Source organism: Pontibacter actiniarum (genome assembly GCF_003585765.1).
GTDB lineage: Bacteria > Bacteroidota > Bacteroidia > Cytophagales > Hymenobacteraceae > Pontibacter > Pontibacter actiniarum.
Genome location: NZ_CP021235.1, coordinates 3,470,636 through 3,488,209, shown reverse-complemented (window position 1 = coordinate 3,488,209; position 17,574 = coordinate 3,470,636). Strand labels below are relative to the sequence as shown.

14 protein-coding genes and 2 pseudogenes are annotated in these 17,574 nt (G+C 44.4%); 2 read left to right on the top strand and 14 right to left on the bottom strand.

Going from position 1 to position 17,574, the window contains the following annotated elements; genetic code table 11:
- Positions 1-204: 204 nt before the first annotated feature.
- The 6 genes and pseudogenes from CA264_RS14895 to CA264_RS14870 form a co-directional block, all read right to left on the bottom strand.
- Positions 205-1,098: pseudogene (locus tag CA264_RS14895) on the bottom strand (YifB family Mg chelatase-like AAA ATPase); the annotation flags it as partial.
- Between the two features lie 183 nt (positions 1,099-1,281).
- Entirely contained in the window at positions 1,282-3,009 is a 1,728-nt protein-coding gene (locus CA264_RS14890) for a hypothetical protein (protein WP_025608181.1), read from the bottom strand.
- 6 nt (positions 3,010-3,015) lie between these two features.
- Positions 3,016-4,095, bottom strand: a complete 1,080-nt coding sequence (locus tag CA264_RS14885; protein ID WP_025608180.1) for a hypothetical protein — start codon at positions 4,093-4,095, stop codon at positions 3,016-3,018.
- Positions 4,096-4,202: 107 nt separating this feature from the next.
- Positions 4,203-7,406, bottom strand: coding sequence for a type ISP restriction/modification enzyme (locus tag CA264_RS14880; protein ID WP_025608179.1), 3,204 nt, complete (start codon positions 7,404-7,406; stop codon positions 4,203-4,205).
- Between the two features lie 256 nt (positions 7,407-7,662).
- Positions 7,663-8,073 carry a hypothetical protein gene (locus CA264_RS14875; RefSeq protein ID WP_025608178.1) on the bottom strand — a complete coding sequence of 137 codons (411 nt, stop codon included), beginning with the start codon at positions 8,071-8,073 and terminating at the stop codon, positions 7,663-7,665.
- Between the two features lie 69 nt (positions 8,074-8,142).
- A complete protein-coding gene (locus CA264_RS14870) occupies positions 8,143-8,472 on the bottom strand; it encodes a hypothetical protein (protein WP_025608177.1) in 330 nt (109 codons plus the stop codon).
- 128 nt (positions 8,473-8,600) lie between these two features.
- Here CA264_RS14870 and CA264_RS14865 point away from each other — a divergent pair, with 128 nt between their 5' ends.
- Positions 8,601-8,864, top strand: a complete 264-nt coding sequence (locus tag CA264_RS14865) for a helix-turn-helix domain-containing protein (RefSeq protein ID WP_025608176.1) — start codon at positions 8,601-8,603, stop codon at positions 8,862-8,864.
- A gap of 457 nt (positions 8,865-9,321) precedes the next feature.
- Here CA264_RS14865 and CA264_RS14860 read toward each other — a convergent pair whose 3' ends face one another.
- From CA264_RS14860 to CA264_RS14850, 3 genes are all read right to left on the bottom strand, one after another.
- Complete coding sequence (locus tag CA264_RS14860; RefSeq protein WP_025608175.1) at positions 9,322-10,026, bottom strand: hypothetical protein; 705 nt, start codon at positions 10,024-10,026, stop codon at positions 9,322-9,324.
- Positions 10,027-10,095: 69 nt separating this feature from the next.
- The gene (locus CA264_RS14855) at positions 10,096-10,323 is read right to left on the bottom strand and encodes a helix-turn-helix domain-containing protein (RefSeq protein ID WP_025608174.1); all 228 of its coding nucleotides are present in this window, start codon (positions 10,321-10,323) and stop codon (positions 10,096-10,098) included.
- A gap of 223 nt (positions 10,324-10,546) precedes the next feature.
- Entirely contained in the window at positions 10,547-11,635 is a 1,089-nt protein-coding gene (locus CA264_RS14850) for a site-specific integrase (RefSeq protein ID WP_025608173.1), read from the bottom strand.
- Between the two features lie 319 nt (positions 11,636-11,954).
- On the opposite strand from CA264_RS14850, the gene CA264_RS14845 reads away from it, so the two are divergent.
- The gene (locus CA264_RS14845) at positions 11,955-12,641 is read left to right on the top strand and encodes a DUF4339 domain-containing protein (protein WP_025608172.1); all 687 of its coding nucleotides are present in this window, start codon (positions 11,955-11,957) and stop codon (positions 12,639-12,641) included.
- 208 nt (positions 12,642-12,849) lie between these two features.
- Here CA264_RS14845 and CA264_RS14840 read toward each other — a convergent pair.
- From CA264_RS14840 to CA264_RS14820, 5 genes and pseudogenes are all read right to left on the bottom strand, one after another.
- Positions 12,850-13,515: pseudogene (locus tag CA264_RS14840) on the bottom strand (magnesium chelatase domain-containing protein); the annotation flags it as partial.
- Positions 13,516-13,653: 138 nt separating this feature from the next.
- A complete protein-coding gene (locus CA264_RS14835) occupies positions 13,654-14,319 on the bottom strand; it encodes a hypothetical protein (protein ID WP_025608171.1) in 666 nt (221 codons plus the stop codon).
- Between the two features lie 160 nt (positions 14,320-14,479).
- Complete coding sequence (gene lpcA, locus CA264_RS14830) at positions 14,480-15,055, bottom strand: D-sedoheptulose 7-phosphate isomerase (RefSeq protein WP_025608170.1); 576 nt, start codon at positions 15,053-15,055, stop codon at positions 14,480-14,482.
- A 7-nt stretch (positions 15,056-15,062) separates the two neighbouring features.
- Positions 15,063-15,404, bottom strand: a complete 342-nt coding sequence (locus tag CA264_RS14825) for a hypothetical protein (protein WP_025608169.1) — start codon at positions 15,402-15,404, stop codon at positions 15,063-15,065.
- A gap of 130 nt (positions 15,405-15,534) precedes the next feature.
- Complete coding sequence (locus CA264_RS14820; RefSeq protein ID WP_025608168.1) at positions 15,535-17,373, bottom strand: ABC transporter ATP-binding protein; 1,839 nt, start codon at positions 17,371-17,373, stop codon at positions 15,535-15,537.
- Positions 17,374-17,574 lie beyond the last annotated feature (201 nt).

The following is a 17,574-nucleotide window of genomic DNA, read 5'->3' as shown; positions in this document are numbered from 1 at the left end:
TGAGCGCGGAAACACCGTGCTGCCTAATGTAAGCCTATTACGCAGGGGTTTTAGAAAAGTATAGCAGCCCAGAGCTATTTTAGCGACTGCAGAGTACATTTTAGGTAAGCCGGACCAGCGCAAAGGCAACAAAAAACAGGCTGCTGTCTGTAGCTGCCTGTTATGTTAAGTTATTGTTAAATAACGGTTTGTGTTGTGCCCGGTTCAGCCTGCCCAGCCCTCGCGGTCGAGGCTGCGGTACTGAATAGCCTCTGCTAAATGTTCAATTTTAATTTCCTCGCTACCGGCCAGGTCGGCAATGGTGCGGCTTACTTTCAGGATGCGGTCGTAGGCGCGGGCCGATAGCCCCAGGCGCTCCATCGCCGTTTTGAGGAGCGTGCGCCCGGCCTCGTTTATCTGGCAAACCTCCTTCACCATCTGGGAGGGCATCATGGCGTTGGAGTGAATCTGCGGCACTTCTTTGAAGCGGCTCGTCTGCAGCTCCCGGGCCTGTACCACCCGTTCCCGTACAGAGGCGCTGTCCTCGGCTTTGCGCAGGGCCGTCATTTCGTCAAACGTAACCGGCGTCACCTCTACGTGCAGGTCTATGCGGTCCAGCAGCGGGCCGCTTACCTTGTTCAGGTAACGCTGCACCACACCGGGGCCGCACACGCACTCCTTGTTGGGGTCGTTGTAATAGCCGCAGGGGCAGGGATTCATACTTGCCACCAGCATAAAGTTCGCCGGGAAGTCAATAGTAGTCCTGGCGCGCGAAATGGTAACGCGGCGCTCCTCCAGCGGCTGGCGCATCACCTCCAGCACGGTGCGCTTAAACTCCGGCAACTCATCCAGAAACAGCACACCGTTGTGCGAAAGCGATATCTCGCCGGGCTGTGGAATACCGCCGCCGCCAACCAGCGCCACATCCGAAATGGTGTGGTGCGGCGAGCGGTACGGCCGTGTGGTAAGCAGCGAACCGGTCTCGCCCAGTTTGCCCGCCACGGAGTGTATCTTTGTTGTCTCCAGGGCCTCGTGCATCGAGAGTGGCGGAAGTATGGACGGCAGGCGCTTGGCCAGCATGGTTTTTCCGGCGCCCGGCGGGCCGATCATGATGAGGTTGGTCCTTAGTAGCTAAAATGTGGTTTTTTAGGCAAAAAGAGCAGGTTTGAGCACTAAATCAATAGTACGGGTTACCAAGTGGTGACTAATTATACCCATTGTCTTTACAATTTGCTAAGTTCATCGCAAAATTGCTTTCTGGAAAAGGAAATTTTGGCATGAGTGTATCCTGCTTATTTATGATTATTCAAGCAAACTTAAAGTTTCTTCTAAAAATTCAGGGTATTCATTTTTATACTCCGAGAGGAAGGCTCTTTCTAAGGTATTGTTGATACAAATTAGCTTTGCTTCGTTATTAAGGTATGTTTCATTATAATCTGCTGCAGATATCTTGTTTTCTTTCGAATCTGCAATAGTCATTATTATTTGAGTATCTATTGGCTTATTTTTATAAATAAACTTTAATATAGAGCCTCTATTATCGTCATCAATATCCTCCTTGAAAATGGCATCCATCATAAAAGGAAGTCTATGTACATTTTCAGTTTTTTTAATTATCTTGTTGAAAGCAAAATTATAAGCTAATAAAGTTTTCAGTAATTCTACACCTTGTTTCGGGAATGCAGGTATTCTATACAATAATAGAAACCTATCATTGTCAAACTCTTTTACCCCTAATTCAGAAAGATAGCTCCCAAAATATCTTTTAAATTCATATTCCTTTGTCTTTCTTTCTTCTATGATGTCCTCATCTGCTTTGAATGCTTTTAGCTGTTCAATTTTCTTATCCAGCTTGACGCTTATCTCTCCTATTTTATTTAATGCATTCTCAGATAGTTGAACGTTTACTTTATTATCAATCCAAGAGTTGAAAGTCAAGCCGTCTACTTCATATCTAGTTAAAGTAGAGTATTCTTCTGAAATTAATTTTTTACGTTCATTAATTCTATCCTCTAATGAATTGATAGAGCCCTTTAGTCTCTTCAATTCAGCTATTTGTTTGCCTATTTCACTTAGTTGTTTATTTGTGTCATTGACATCCTGTAGATGGTCATAAATATATTCAATTGTGTTAGGTAGAGGTTGGTTACAGGTAGGACAGTTGTTTTTTAGTGGTTGCTGCTTAGTTAATGCTTTTTTAACTCTTGATAAAACCCTTCTACGCTCCTCTAAAAACGCTAGTTTATTACAAGCTAATAAATACTCTTTCTCCCACTTAATTAACTTCGCTTTGTTATTCTTATATTTTTCAATGTATTCATTAGATGTAGAAATAAACCTTTCGTCTTTCATTCTAGAAAGTCTAAACTCGTCATTACTTTTTTCAATCTCCTTTAAAAACTTTAGTTCGCTTTCAAGTTTAGTTTTTTCCGTTTCTAAAATATGCTTTTCAGCTCTATCGAAGTCATTTACTATACCTAAATAATAATCGAAAAAATCAGTTTTAAAATTTTTGATAAAGTCTAATCCTCTAAAAGATTTGTGCCTATACACCCATCCAACATCCTGCGCCACATAATATGGTAAAAACATAGCTTCAATAGATGCTGGTTTATATGTCCCTGCACTCTCTAAATGTAAAGAAGATCCAATTAAATTTCCTACGTATTCCTTAAGTTCCTTATGTTCTTCTGACCTATCACCGCTAATTCCAATAAATTTCTTGATAGGCTTATCTTCTCTTCTTACAACTATAAATTCATTATCTCTAATGAATGTTATTCTTTCAGGAGAATCCTTTTTCAAAATGAAGTCAAGCCTGAAAATCACTCTTTCTTTTAAGACCTCATCTAATTTGTATTTTTCATCATTAATACCAAAAGTATAGAGGATGGCCTGTATTAGTGTGCTTTTACCTGAGGTGTTTTTACCGTGGATTAAATTAATTCCTGAATTGAATTCTGTGTTGAAATATTTATTTTGACTTTCAGAATAGGCAAAAAACCTCTTATACTCAATTGTAGCTTTCATTATTTATTAAGCCTTTTTATACATCACTTCAAAATAAGCAGCATAGATAGCAGCTTTCAGGTCAATTTCTTTTAAGGTTGTGGCTTTTTCTAGCTTAAATTTGTCATACAATTCTAAGACGACCTCCTCCTCCTGCGTTTTCGAAGAAGTTAAATAGTTTACTCCCACAAATTGAAGTACATTTTTATGCTCTTGCTCTAATTTACTTTTGAATAAATCAAAAGCCGATTGAAAACTAAACTCAAACTCCTCTTTTTCATACGGTTTAATTCCAAGCACTTTCCTTATCCCTCTTTCTTCATTTCTCCAAAAATCAAATGCCTTGGATTTAGTTGTAATGACCCTTATAGTTTGGTCTATTTTATCGCTTGAAACTCTTTTAGTTTTATCAAGCAGTTTAGCTGTGTTTCCTTGATTATATGTCTTCTCAATCACTTCAAACAATGATATAAGTGTATCAATCGCAGCTTTTGTATCCACTATATCGGTTCCAAAAATATCCTCTAATTCACTCCTTAGGATCTTTCTTTGTTGTTCATCAGTTCTGGGTAAATCCACAAAAAGAAAATGTAGATGTTCTAATTCTGCTTCATTATCAATTATCGAAGAAGTAGTTAAACTTTTTTTTATCTTCTTCTTTAAGTCATCATCTAAGTCCTTAAAAGCCACCAAACAATTTTCTTCACTAATTGATATGCTCTTTTTCGATTTCTTATCTTCTAACTTTATTGAAGAATTGGTTGAAAAATGAAGTACATGAGCATAATCTGTAGATTTTGGGATTGAATCTTTGATTAACTTGTTGCCTGTATCTAATATCTTATTGATTATTTCTGCAAGTTCATTATTTATCGACCAGTTGGTAGGAGATTTCTTTTTAGACTGATAAGCATCTATCTTTTTAGCGTTGTCATTATCATCTAAAAAGCAGAAAAGAAAATCGTCGTGGTGTTCTAAACAAATGAAGTATTTGTTGTGCCTAAATTTAGAATCATAATCTGTTAAGAGAATGTATAATGCAGTGTTTCTTTGCAAAGCAAATCCATTTTCGGCTCTTGGGCCTGCATTCACACTATTATCTATCATCTGCTTTATTATGTTCTTATAAATTTATGGATATTTCCTGAAAGGAAGTCGGCAACATTACACTTTATGCATATAGATATTTTTATATTATAAGTATTCACTCGTTTTTATTGTTCAGTCGCTGCGACTTTTATATTTTCTTCCACTACCCCTACCTTATCTACCTCCTGCATTAGCCTATCTGTCTCATTCAGGGCAACAATAATTTTCTGGTAATGCATTATGTCATCAAAGCTTAACTGGCGACCTTTGCGGTCTTTAAGCCATTTTTGGGCAGGCTGGTACCCTCCAATGTAAAACTCCCAAGCTACTAAGGGTACATTGGCAAAGTATTGCGTATCGCTGATGTAGACGTTGCCATTATCATATTTTGGCTTCTCAACCACATTGCTGCCGTCTTCAGGGTACTGCGTAATGTAGTTATCCACTATTGGGCTTTCCAACAAATGTATTTGGCGCAGCTTACTGCCTAACTCTACCAGTGACCTAAACTCTTCGACATCCGTTGGGTACGGCACACGTGGGAAATCTATCTTCAAAAACTCCTTGTACTTCTCTCTATATGATGGGCTATGCAACACTGCGTAGATATAGTCTAAAATATCAACAGGTGAGAAAGTGCTTGGCGTGTTTTCTTTCTCTGAAGTAAATTTTAAACTTAGCTTCTCTTGAAGGTTCTGCACAATCTCTTTGTTCAGGTTTGGAACACGTAGCAGAGCAGGTTCGGTAGTAACTTGTAAAGTATTATTTGGATAAATGTACAGCGGAAAAACAGTACCTCCACCTCTATAATATATGTTTTGGTCTGAAATAGTGTCTGTGATAAATGATAAGTTCCAAGCCATACTACCTACAGCTTGCCCTTGCCGACCTGAAACCAAAGCAAAATTGTCTCCACCCCTCATGTTTCGCATGATTCGGTTTTGACTGTATGCAAAAAAGCCTTTAGGCTTTCCTGTAAAGTAAGTCCAACGACAGTCAAAAGGTCTGTATGATATTACTTTGTAGTTCTCTTCCTTGTGATTGTCCTTAAGGTCTTGAATAGCTCTTGATAAAGCCCAATCCCTGCTATCATCTTTGACATTGTAGGCTTTCTTTACCTCTGCTTCATTGTATTGTGTAAAAAAATTAATCCTTTGGCGCAACTCTTCTTTATCAAAATCAATAGTCACTTCATCGTTTTTTGATAACACACCTAGTGAGCTTTCATGAAACAAGTCTAGGAGATAAATACCTTTTTCGTATTGATTCTGGTCTTCAAAATTTTTCGGGGAAAGAAAAAAATGTGGTGAAGTAGGGTACACTTGATTGTAAGGTGTGCTACTTAATGTATTTTCTAAGAGAAAGCTATACTTGGTTTCCCTCTTTCCAAAAAGGTCAAAGTGAAAGACTTGCCCTAACTCACTCTGTTTCCTTCCTGTTTTGATAAAGAAATTGATGGACACCCCCTGTTCAATGTCAAACACATTTACGTCAGGAGAACCGTCAGGTGCTACTTCTTTCTTCTTTGCATTTCCATGCAGGTCAATAGTGTAAACCTTGTCATAGGTCTTCAATAGGTTCCAGCGCATTCCCCTGAAGGTTGGGTTGTCCAAGAAACCGTGCGGGTTGATGAAGGCTAATACTCCCTCACCGTTACGCTCAATGAAGTGCTGCCCGTAGCGCAGGAACTTTACGTAGTCATCATTGATGAATTTAGAATTCTTCTCCTTCAGCTTTACCTTGCCTCCTGGCTCTTTCTTGTAGTCTTCCATTAAGCTCATAATCCACTCTCCTTTGTTGGCGCTTTCACCGCTGTAAGGAGGATTGCCTATCACTACCATAACAGGAGTGTCACGCTTAATGTGGTTTGCCTCATTTGCCTCATTTGCTAAGGCTGTAGCAAACAAAGATCCTGTATCAGGGTGGTGCTCTTCCAAGCTGTTTGTTAAGTATACCCTAAATCGCTGATCTCTGGTGGGCTTGTAGCCCGTTTCTGACAGCAGTAAATCCAGCTTTAGGTGTGCCATAGCATAGGATGCCATAAGCAGTTCGAAGCCATTTAAGCGTGGTACAAGGTGGTTCTCCACGTAGTTGCTCCAAATACCCTGCTGTCCATTAAACTTATCATAAACATGTTTTACAACCTCTGCTAAGAAAGTGCCTGTGCCTGTGGCTGGGTCAAGTATCTGCACCTTGTGTACTTCCTGCTCAATCTCCCGTTGGCCTGCTTTGTATCGCTTGTCATGTGTTGGTATCTTCAGGCTTACTTTAGTCTTAGCCGTATCGGCTAAACCTTGTGGCAGGTCAAATTCTGTCTTCAATATGTCATCAACGGCACGTACAATAAAGTTTACTACAGGCTCTGGCGTGTACCATACGCCACGCGCCTTGCGCAGCTTAGGGTCGTACTCAGCCAGAAAGGTCTCGTAAAAGTGTATAATAGGGTCATGCGTCTGTGTAGCCTTGCCAAAGTTCTTCAGCAATGCGGCTACGTCTGTTGCCCTAAACAAGTCTGCCAAACCATCCACAATCCATTTAATGCGGCTGTCAAGATCGTAGCCTGCAATGTACTGGAAAAGGGTACGCAAAAAAGGGTTTGACTTGGGTATAAGTTCTGCCGCTTCTTGGCGAGTAAATGTAGGTAAGGTTGGGTCGTGCAAACGTGCCGCAAACATACCGTAGGCTATTGTCTGGGCATAAATATCTGCAAACTCCCTGCTTTTAATGTCGTGTATAAGCACCTGCTGAAAGGCATTCATTTGGTCTTTCAGCGTACTGTTCTCTTGGTTTTCCACGTCACTATTCAGTGCCTTCTCTATCACATCTGCAAGCATACGCGCCTTGCCTGCCATCATCTCTGCAAGCTTGCGGGAGCTTTTTATAGTTTGCCCGCTAAAAGTGCAGAAGTCCTTGACTAGGTTAGTAAAGGTCGTAAAGTTGTCCTGCAAGGGTTTAATTAAGCCATTTTGCAGCTCAGCAATTTTAACAGACGTTTTAAAATCTCCATCAATGTACAGGTGGAAGTCTAGGTAGTCTGTAATAAGTAGGTTATCCAGCGAGGCGCGATAACGGTCAAACTGCTCTTTTAAGCTCTTGCTGTTGAGGGGGACACCTATGTCCTTGGCTTCAATGTAGCCTACAGGTATCTCTTTTTTGGTTATAATATAGTCAGGAGCACCGCAAGCCACCCGCGCAGGTTCATTTGTAACCAATACTTCTGGTGCTAACGCTTCTAGTAGGTTCTGTAAGTCGCCACGGTAGCTGTGTTCTCTGGATATGCCTTGGTTATAGCGGGTAGTGATGCGGTCTAAATAGTCCTGTACAGTCATTTGTTTTCGTGCAAGTAAGGTGATGTGCTAGGCAGTCAGGAGCGAACAGTTACGCAATTGCCGTTGCAACTGTAAGTTGGCACAAAATACAAGTACATGCAAATAAATTGATATTACCATTGAGCTGTAGCACCAGCTGCAGCATGTACTTTTATGCTATTATAAGCTATGCTAACGAAGCCTCACCTTTACCCATAAAAACAAATGCCAACCACTGTAATGAGGTTGGCATTAGTAGTTGGAGGGCTTTAGCGGCTTAAATCAATTCTTCCTTAACTATACATGCCCATCCTTCCTTAAAAGCATTAGACCTTTTGAAGGTAATCGTGTACTTCCATGCTGCCGAGTAACATACTGTACCCTGCTTGGTTACTTCCTTTTTGCTACCGTCACAAAAGTTTTGAATAATCCACTGCTTGTCCTTTTCGCTCCGAACCCCTGTGATAGACTTGTTCAATATGCATTTGCCGTTCTTGTCGAAGTAGTTGTACATGTACACCTCCCCTACCTTGTAAGCTATATGACCATCTTTGGCCGTTTGGTAGGCTATGTCATTGTCTCGCAGTATCCATATCACCTCTTTTTTACTTCTCCCTATCACGTTACTCTGGCAAAAGGCAGAGTAAGAGAAGGCTGTAAACAGCAGTAGTATTAGCAGCTTTTTCATTTTAACCTTTGTCTTGTATTAATTCTTCATTTTCTTTTTGTGGTAAGGCTAGTTGACTATCTATGTGCCTTATTTAGCCCTTACATACTTCCCGCTGGGAATTAGAAAACTGTTCTCTAGGGTGAGGGTGTCAGTGTCGGTGATTTTAAAGCGCACCTGCGTTTGCGGGCTTGTCAGGTACAGGTAGCCATCCTCAACCCTGTACTCACTGCTAACCTCTGCCGCTGCAAGCACAGTCATAGTATAGGTTGCCATTGTCTCGCCTACCTCCAGCACATACTCATCCCTCAGTTGGCCATCATCTAAGAGCTTGTATGTTCCCTTTAGGCTGTTGCCTTGCATGCTCTCGCAGCCAGCAATTGCAAGTGCTGTAAAGCACAGGGGTAAAAACTTGTTCATAGGCTTTAGTTTAGTTGTTGTCAGTTGGGTTTGCTGTAGCAGAGGCGCTCAATCAACATCTGCAAAAGCATACTATAATATGTTTAATATTATGTGTGCAATATAATAGGTAAACTTTAATATGCATAATGCTGAATTTTCCCGAAAGTTTGCTCGTCATGCAGGAAAAGGAAGTAGACCCAAGGCTCAGGGTAATCGGGGAAAAAATAAAAAAGCTAAGGCTGCAAAAGGGGTACAGCTCCTACGAAAACTTTGCCTTCGACAATGGCCTGCCTCGCGTTGGTTACGGGCGCCACGAAAAGGGTAGCAACTTAACCATGGCCAGTTTGCTGCGAATTGCTGACATCCACAACATCACTTTAAGGGAGTTCTTCAGTGACATTGATGTGTAGTTTATAGCTGTGCTGTAGGGCTAATTTACAGCTTTGTAAGCCTAGCTACAGGCGCAGGTGTAACAGTGCTTCTTTGGCCCATTTTAAGCGACTTTGGGCGCTCCTTACCTACAAACCTAAGCTGTACCTACCTTTGGGGTAACACTGCGTTAAAGTCCTCCTTTTTAACATACCTTGTTAACCTGTACTACCCCTAGTACAAATAATAAAATAGTATACCTGTAGCCAAGCACCTTAAAAAGGTAGTACTGCAGGTATACTACTAAAAATTAACTGTAACGCTAGTTACAGGCAGCGTTAGCTGCTAGCTCTTTTTACTTTACTTTAGTTCTTTACTTATTTACTTTACTTAAGGGGGGTAATTTTAGGTATAGGTAAGTTAATTTTAACTACCCCCCCTACAGTTTTTAGTATGCTTTGTAATTAAATTTAACATACCTGTATATATAGAAACGACCTAATCCCAGTCATCATTATACAGGTCTTCATCCTCATTATTATCTGCACCACTTTGTTTCAAAAGCTTTTGCTGCTCTTCGTGCATGTGCACAAAGTGATTATACCTGTCTTTGTATCTTTCTAGGTGTTCAGGCTCTGCGAGGGGATGGCTTTTTTTGTCACTGATAAATAAAGCAGGAAGCAGTAGGTACAGTCGTTTATAATTCAGCTGATAAATAGTTGTGCCGGAAATCTTTTTCCCTCCTATCCAACTCGATAGTATCTTCAGCTTTATCTCGAATCTCAACAATATCTTTTTAACAGTAGCCACACTAAATCCTGTGTCCCTACAAATTCTTTTGTTAGAATGGTAAAAGTTTGGGTACCCTTTGTTGAAGTAATGCCTACTTAGCATTATCATGTACTCTAACATCATTGCTTCATTTCTACTTACAAGTAGCCTTTTCTTTATCGATCCAAGCGAAAGAGCCTTTTTAAAGTTTTTAATACTATGATCTGCCACGATTAGGTGATCCTGGAAGTGTAAGTAGTTAAATGCTGCCGGATAGTGTAGGTTCTTATCCTTTATATTCTCTGTTGTAGCACTACCTGTTTTTCTTCTATTAATTACTGTTTTGTGTTGTGTTAATGGATTAGAATTCTTTTTAAACTCGTACGTCTTGGTCTTGCTGTTGTACAGATAGTGGGGATTATGTATGCGCATTTTTTTAGTGTTTACATTTCGATAGATTACATCTAGCTTAAGTTTCTTAGGAGAAATTTATAGCCCATATTACTTTAGGATACTTTCGTAGGATCTCTTTACATGCCTTTCCATAAACTCGTCAAGATCCGACTTCCGGTACCTTACTTGTTTTCCCGGTCGGTAGGAGGTTACTTTTCTAGTGCTTGTCCACTCCCTCAGTGTGGACTCTGGAATGTTTCCTAGGTACTCTATAGCCTGCTTGAAGCTTAAGAATGGGTTTGCCAGAACAATTTCTACTTTGGCTTCTTGTCTCATGTTAATGTTCAAAATTTTTGTTCTGGTTTAGATAACTGTACTCACTTTCGTCACTAGAGCAAATTTTAGGTATAGAGCAGCGGTTAATTTGTGTAGGGTTTGAAATGTTATATAAACTGGGTTTTATAAAGCAAAAGGAGGGTTATTAACCCTCCTTTAATACCAATGTTAAGAAATTGTTAAGAATTTTTTTAGCTGCTTTTTTGCCCTTTTTAGGGTGATTTTACCCTAAAAAGCTGTTGAGTTGACTGATTGCGGCCTCCTTCCTGCTGTCCACTACCTTGGCATATCTAAGTGTCATGCTAATGCTCTTGTGACCCATTAATTTGCTCGTGGTGTTGATGTCTACACCAGCGGTCTGTAGCATGGTACCGAAGGTGTGGCGGGAAGAGTGGTAGGTAAAATAAATACCTGACTGTGTGCGCCATCTGTGGATGTACCTCTTGGTTTGGGTGCGGCTCTTTAGCTTGAATACTAGGTCATGTGCCCGAGTGTCTTTAGTTTCTAAGTTTTGTCGCTGTAAAATACTCATCGCTTGCTTGGAGAGGGGAATTACGACTGTTTCCCCCGTTTTGGTCTGCTCCTTTATAAGTGTAAACTGCCCGTGCTTCCCCGCTGTAGGTACTATTTCCGCCCAAGTCAGGCTTTCCACGTCTGATAGCCTCAAGCCTGTATAGCAGCTGAACAGGAAAGGGTCTGTAAACCACTGTGGTATGTTTTGAGTGTTTTGCTCTAAGACCTCTATCTGCTCACGAGTTAAGTACTTTGGCGGAATCTCTTTTCCCCTTACTTTTCTGATGTTGGTAGCCGGATTTGCAAGGATAACCTTCTCCCTTACAGCTTGATTCAGGCATGTTGTGATGATGCCCATGTAGGAGCACACAGTAACATCTTTTATCTTGGTTCTCAGATATTCTTGGAAGCGGTGAAGCCATTCTTCTGTTACGTTCCCAAAGGTTAATTTACCTTTAGTGTAATCATAAAGGTGGCGTCTTACACTTTGCCAGTTTTGGTTTCTGCTTTCCGCCAGTTGTTCGAAGTAATGTATGAAGGAGGCGGTTTTATCCGTCTTGGTAGGTAAGTCGTGCTCTCCATGCGCCAGTTGCATTTCTTTCTTATGCTTTAGATACAGGGCTTTAGCATAGGTCTCTTCAAAGGCATTTTTAAGAATAGGGTTTTTGCTCCTTTTGTCGCTCGGATACACATAGAGCTTTAAAGTTTCTTTCTTTCGCTGCCCGTGTTGGTAGTAGTCCAACAGTAAAGATACCTTACCCCCTGTAAGCTTCTTTTCAACGATGTTTACTTTAGCCATTGTCTGTGGTTGTTATTAGTCTGTACAGCTAATAACCCTACTCGTTTTCGTTTTTAAATAACTTTTAAATGAAGTTGCAGGACTATTAGTTGGTCCCTAATTAACCGTTAACAACCGTATCTAACTAGACGAAAAAAAAACGAAAATTTGGTGGTGCAGTTTTTAGCATATAAATCTAAAGCCTCTTTTACTATTGATCTGGAGCTTCTAAGCTTGTAGTACTAGTTGTGTTCAAAGGCAAATCGACACTTCTCTTGCCGATGCTATTGAAATAAGTAATTTTGATATATTTACAATTCACTAGATTAAGTTAAGCTATATGAAGAAGTACTTCATTACTTGTAACGGAGTGAAAAAGGGGCCTCTGACCAAGGAGGAAATGCAACAGGAGAACATAAATAATGAAACTCTTGTTTGGTATAGTGGGCTCTCAAATTGGTCTAAAATGTCTGACTTAAGGGAGTTCGATGACATTCTCATTCCTCCTGTATTACATACTAAGGGGCAGACTTCTGTTATTAAGTTTAAGAGAGCTATTGCAACAGAAATAGTAAGGTTTGTAAAAGCTGTAGTAGTTGTGCTAGTCCTTGCGGCAGTATTCGCATCTATAAGCTATCGAGCAAGTATAGCTAACATAGACTGTGAGTTGGAAAATATAAACAAATGGATGGCAACTCAAAGCGAAGAAGATCTAAGACATGATTTAGCATTGCTAGAAGCAGGATTTGTTGGTGCATCTCGTTCTACAAGCCTAGAATACTTACAGTGTAGCGAGTATAGCAAGTTTCTCGTTAACAGCTTAGGTAATAGTTATGAAAGACAATTTATGACGAGTAACCTTAGTTCGTTGATACCCGATTACCAGCGTGAGGAAGAACAGAAGGAGTTATATGCAAACTTGAACAAAGAGCTTTTTGCCTTATTATTTATTGGCCTACTATGTTCTTACATTGTTTTGAGACTCGGCAACTTTGTTATAAGATGGGTAAGTGAACATTCAAAGTAAATGTGTGCATTGAGCTACTGCTAAAACGGAAACTTCTTCGGGTACCATTGGGGTACTGTAAACTCATATGTAACCATAAGAAACCAGAAATACCACTATGATAAGTTTTACTACTTTTGAAGAGGAAGCTTCAAGAGTAGCTTATAAACTGACTTTTATTTATGGGTAGCTATGGTTACTAAGGAGGCGCTAGTCAAGCGAAAATACGGGGACCAATAATGATGACATTGTGGCCTCCGGCAGCGGCAATCTCCAGGGCGCGCTTTATGTTCTCCTGCCCCTGCACGTCAGCGAAGTCGGCGGCGTACTGGTCTACGGCGCTGTTGAACAGGTCACGCGTGTTAATCTCCAGCGGCGCTATGTCGCGGGTCCCGTCCAGAAACTCGACGGCCTCCAGGATGTTTTCCACACCGATCACCTCCAGGTTGTTGACAATAGCCGCCTCCTGAGCGTTCTGGATCGGAAGCACGATGCCTTTGAAGCCCTCTTTGCGGGCCTGTATCGCAATAGGAAGCACTCCTTTGATTGGGCGCAGCGAACCGTCCAGCGACAGTTCCCCCATGATCATATACTGCGATACTTTCTCCGGCGCGATTTGGCCGGAGGCAGCCAGAATGCCCATGGCGATGGTCAGGTCGTAGGAGGAGCCCTCTTTGCGGATATCGGCGGGCGCCATGTTTATAACGATCTTCTGGCGGGGTATTTTATAGCCGTGCTGCTTCAGCGCAGACTCTATGCGCTGCTCGCTTTCCTTTACGGCATTGTCGGGCAGGCCAACCAGAAAATACTTGGTGCCGGCGCTTACGCTAACCTCCACTGTAATGGTATAGGCATTAACGCCCTGCACGGCGCTGCCAAATGTCTTGATGAGCATTTATGTAAACTTTTTCCGATCTAAAACAGGTAACGTGACGTTTGTGCGGCAACACCGGGCAAAGCTACAAAGTTCTGCGCATTGCATTAAATAAAGAAATAATGATCGGCTACCGCTCATGCTCCGCCTGCTGCTGCTTTACCGGGGCTGCTGTGGCTGGCGAAGGCGCGTTGTGTCCGGGTGAATGGGCAGGTAAGTGGCGGTTATGTCCTTGCCTTTTTCGTGCACTGTAATGGCAACGCAGGTGCTGTCGGGCGGTGTCACCTCAAAGGTTATCCCTTCGGCCTGATCATCGAAAATGTACACCTTTTTGTTTTGCTTATTGGTGTAGTAGGCGATAGGGGTAAGGGAGCCGAACTGCTCCCGAATGGCAGGCATTGTGCTGCCTGTGCTAATGCCGTTGCTGGTTTTATAGTTGGGGGAGGTAACCTGTATCTGCTTTACTTTGGCCGGACTGCCGGTCCCGTCGAAGTTGTTAACAATGTACACGGCAAGGTAATCCTGTGGCTGCCCCTGGTTCAGCCAGAACTGCAGCGACTTCCCCATGGCGGCGTTGCCACTGTCAGGCTCACCCATCGCATCGCTGATGGCTGTGTGCGGCATGTTGAGCGTGAGCGGCCCGATGCGCTCACCGGGCACGATCAGGTGGGCAGAGTCGGGGGCCTGCGGCTCCGGGGGGAGTGCGGCTGTGGCAGTGCCGTTGCCGGCCGGTTCGGTTGTTGTCGCGTTATTGTTCTCCTGGCTCTGGCAGGAGGCGAAGCAAAGCGTGCCTGCAAGGATGCAGTGTAGGGTAAACTGTTTCATAGGGTTCGTTCATTTATTATCTGCCCGTATACGAGTGGCAATGCAAGTACGGCAAACGCGCTGCTCGCAACATGGCTGCGGTGAAAAGCGAAAGGCCCTGCAACGGAAGCATTTTCCGACTGCAGGGCCTTTCTGGTATACTTGCCGTGGTGTAAAGCAGCTACACCAGTTTTTGCTCCAGCAGCAGAATCAGGATGTGGATGACTTTGATGTGGATTTCCTGCACACGGTCGGCATAGCCAAAGTGCGGTACGCGCACCTCCACATCGCAGAGCGGAGCCAGTTTGCCGCCGTCCTTGCCTGTGAGGCCTACCACCTTCATGCCCTTCGCCCTGGCAGCCTCTGCCGCCTTTAGTACATTGGCAGAGTTGCCGCTGGTGCTAATGGCCAGCAGCACATCGCCCGCGTTGCCTAAAGCCTCCAGGTAGCGCGAGAACACAAAGTCGTAGCCGTAGTCGTTGCCGACGCAGCTCATGTGGCTCGGGTCTGAGATGGAGATGGCCGGCAGGGCTCTGCGGTCGTTGCGGTAGCGGCCGGTCAGTTCTTCGGCAAAGTGCATGGCGTCGCACATAGAGCCGCCGTTGCCGCAGCTCAATATCTTGCCGCCGTTTTGCACGGCTCCGGCCATGGTATCGGCGGCCAGTTCTATGGCGGCGATATTTTTCTCGTCAGACAGAAACGCAGTAAGCACTTCCTGTGCCTGCGTCAGTTCCGTCAGTATGGTAGTAGCTGTCATGTTTGTGTTAGTTCAGTGCCTCCACCTCTTCTTGGGCGGGGGCTTCTTTGTGGCTATTGCTCCGGAAGGCCTGGCGCTTTTCGTAAAGGTTGGCCTTCAGTTCGTTTATCTTCAGTTGGGCGCGGTACCTGTCGTGCTTCATGCTGGCAATGTACACGCTGCTCATCAGTACCCTGGCCAGCATAATAACGCCGCCCACGGCTACTAGTATTTTGTAAAGCGTCAATGCCTGGTCTTCGCCGCCGGTAGCCAGAACAGCGTTCTCGTCCATGGCTCCCGCCAAAAGTAACGCTGTAAAGAGTACGTAGCCAATTACCAGTACATCGAGTAATACCTTAAGAGCTTTCATGCTGAAATAGGGGGTTTGGGTGCAACAACTGTTTCGATAAAAGTAAAAATAAAATATGATTTTACCGAACCGTTGTGCCCTAACCCGGTCATGAAGGCTGTATGGTATAGTATGTAACGCTATTTTACCGCTACACCGTCAGCTGCATCTGCGTTAGCTTGGCGTACAAACCGGAGTTCTCCAGCAGCTCATCGTGGGTGCCGCGCTCCACTACCCGGCCTTGCTGCAGCACCAGGATCTGGTCTGCGTGCTGGATGGTGCTCAGGCGGTGGGCAATCACAACAGAGGTGCGGTTCTTCATCAGGTTGTTTAGCGCCTCCTGCACCAACTTCTCCGACTCCGTGTCCAGGGCCGAGGTGGCCTCATCCAAAATAAGGATAGGCGGGTTCTGCAGGATGGCGCGGGCAATGCTCAGGCGCTGGCGCTGCCCGCCCGAAAGCTTGCCGCCCCGGTCGCCGATCATGGTTTGGTAGCCGGCTTCTGTGTTGATGATGAACTCGTGCGCGTTGGCGATTTTTGCCGCCGCTATTACCTCCTCCTCGGTGGCTTCGGTCTTGTTAAAGGCGATGTTGTTGAAGATCGTGTCGTTGAAAAGGATAGACTCCTGCGTTACCACGCCCATCTGTGCCCGCACCGATTCCATGGTATAGTCGCGGATGTCGTGGCCGTCCAGCAGTATTGCCCCGCCGGTTGGGTCGTAGAAGCGCGGCAGCAGGTCGGCCATGGTGGACTTGCCGCCGCCTGATGGGCCAACCAAGGCCACGGTGGTACCCTTCTTTATATGGATGTTGATGTCCTGCAGCACCGGTTTATCGCCGTAGGCAAAAGACACGTTACGGAACTCAATCTCCTCTTTAAAGGCAGGCAGCACTTTGGCGTTCGGCTTGTTCACGATCTGCGGCTTCGTATCGATCACCTGCAGCACGCGGTCGCCGGAAACAAGGCCGCGCTGAATGTTGCTGAAGGCCGCCGACATGGCCTTGGCCGGCACAAGCACCTGCGAGAAAAGGATGATATAGGTGATAAACTCACTGGCTGAGAGGTCCGACTCCTGGTTCAGCACCAGTGTGCCGCCGTACAGCAGCAGCCCCGCCACCACCGATACGCCCAGGAACTCCGATAGCGGGGAGGCCAGGTCGCGCTTGTTGGCGATAGAACGCTGAATACGGGCATAGCGGCTGTTCTGGTCCTGAAACTTGCTCAGTATAAAGGGCTCAGCGTTAAAGGCTTTCACCACGCGCATGCCACTCAGGGTCTCATCAATAATGGTCAGTATAAAGCTGAGGGAGTTTTGGCCTTCCTTCGCCTTGCGCTTCAACCGCTTGGAGATGCCGGCAATAATACCGCCCGACAAAGGCAGGAGGATGAGCGAGAACAGCGTCAGCTCTACCGACATGTTGAACAGCAGTATGAAGAAGGCAATGATGGAGATCGGCTCACGAACCACCACCGTCAAGGTACTAACCACGGAGCTTTCCACCTCCTGTATGTCCACGGTCAGGCGCGTCATCAGGTCGCCTTTGCGCTCATTGCTGAAGTAGCCCAGGTGCAGCTCCGTTACGCGCTGGTACACTGTATGGCGCATGTTGCGCACCACGTGTGCCCGCAGCGCCCCCACAATCCGGAAGGCCAGGTAGCGGAACAGGTTCGCCAGGAACACGGAGATGATCACCATGACGCAGACAAACAGCAGTGCCCCCTCACGCCCCTCCTGCAGAATGATCTGCCCGAAGTAGTAATTGAAGAACTCTTTAAAGAACTCGATATTGAGCGCGAATTCAGGCTTTGTAGCAGCCATAACTACCGCTTCTTTCTGCCCAACTTCGCCAAACAGCACGTTCAGCAGCGGTATGATGAGCGTGAAGTTAAACAGGCCGAAGATGATGCCCAGAAAAGTATAAATGGTGTACAGCGGCACAAACCGGCTGTAGGGCTTGGCAAACTGCAGTATGCGAAGGTAGGTCTTCATGGTGTATCTGGGGTTGCCAGCCGCTTCTTCCGCACGCGCTTCTGCTGCAGGCCGGCAACAAGGACGGCCATCGTTGCAGCCATCACAAATCAAAGTTAAACAGTTTATACTATGGCTGTTAGGCGGTTAACCGCACCAGCCGCTGCAAAGATACTTAAATAGAATGGAGAACGAAGAATTGTGACGGACAGAATTGAGGGC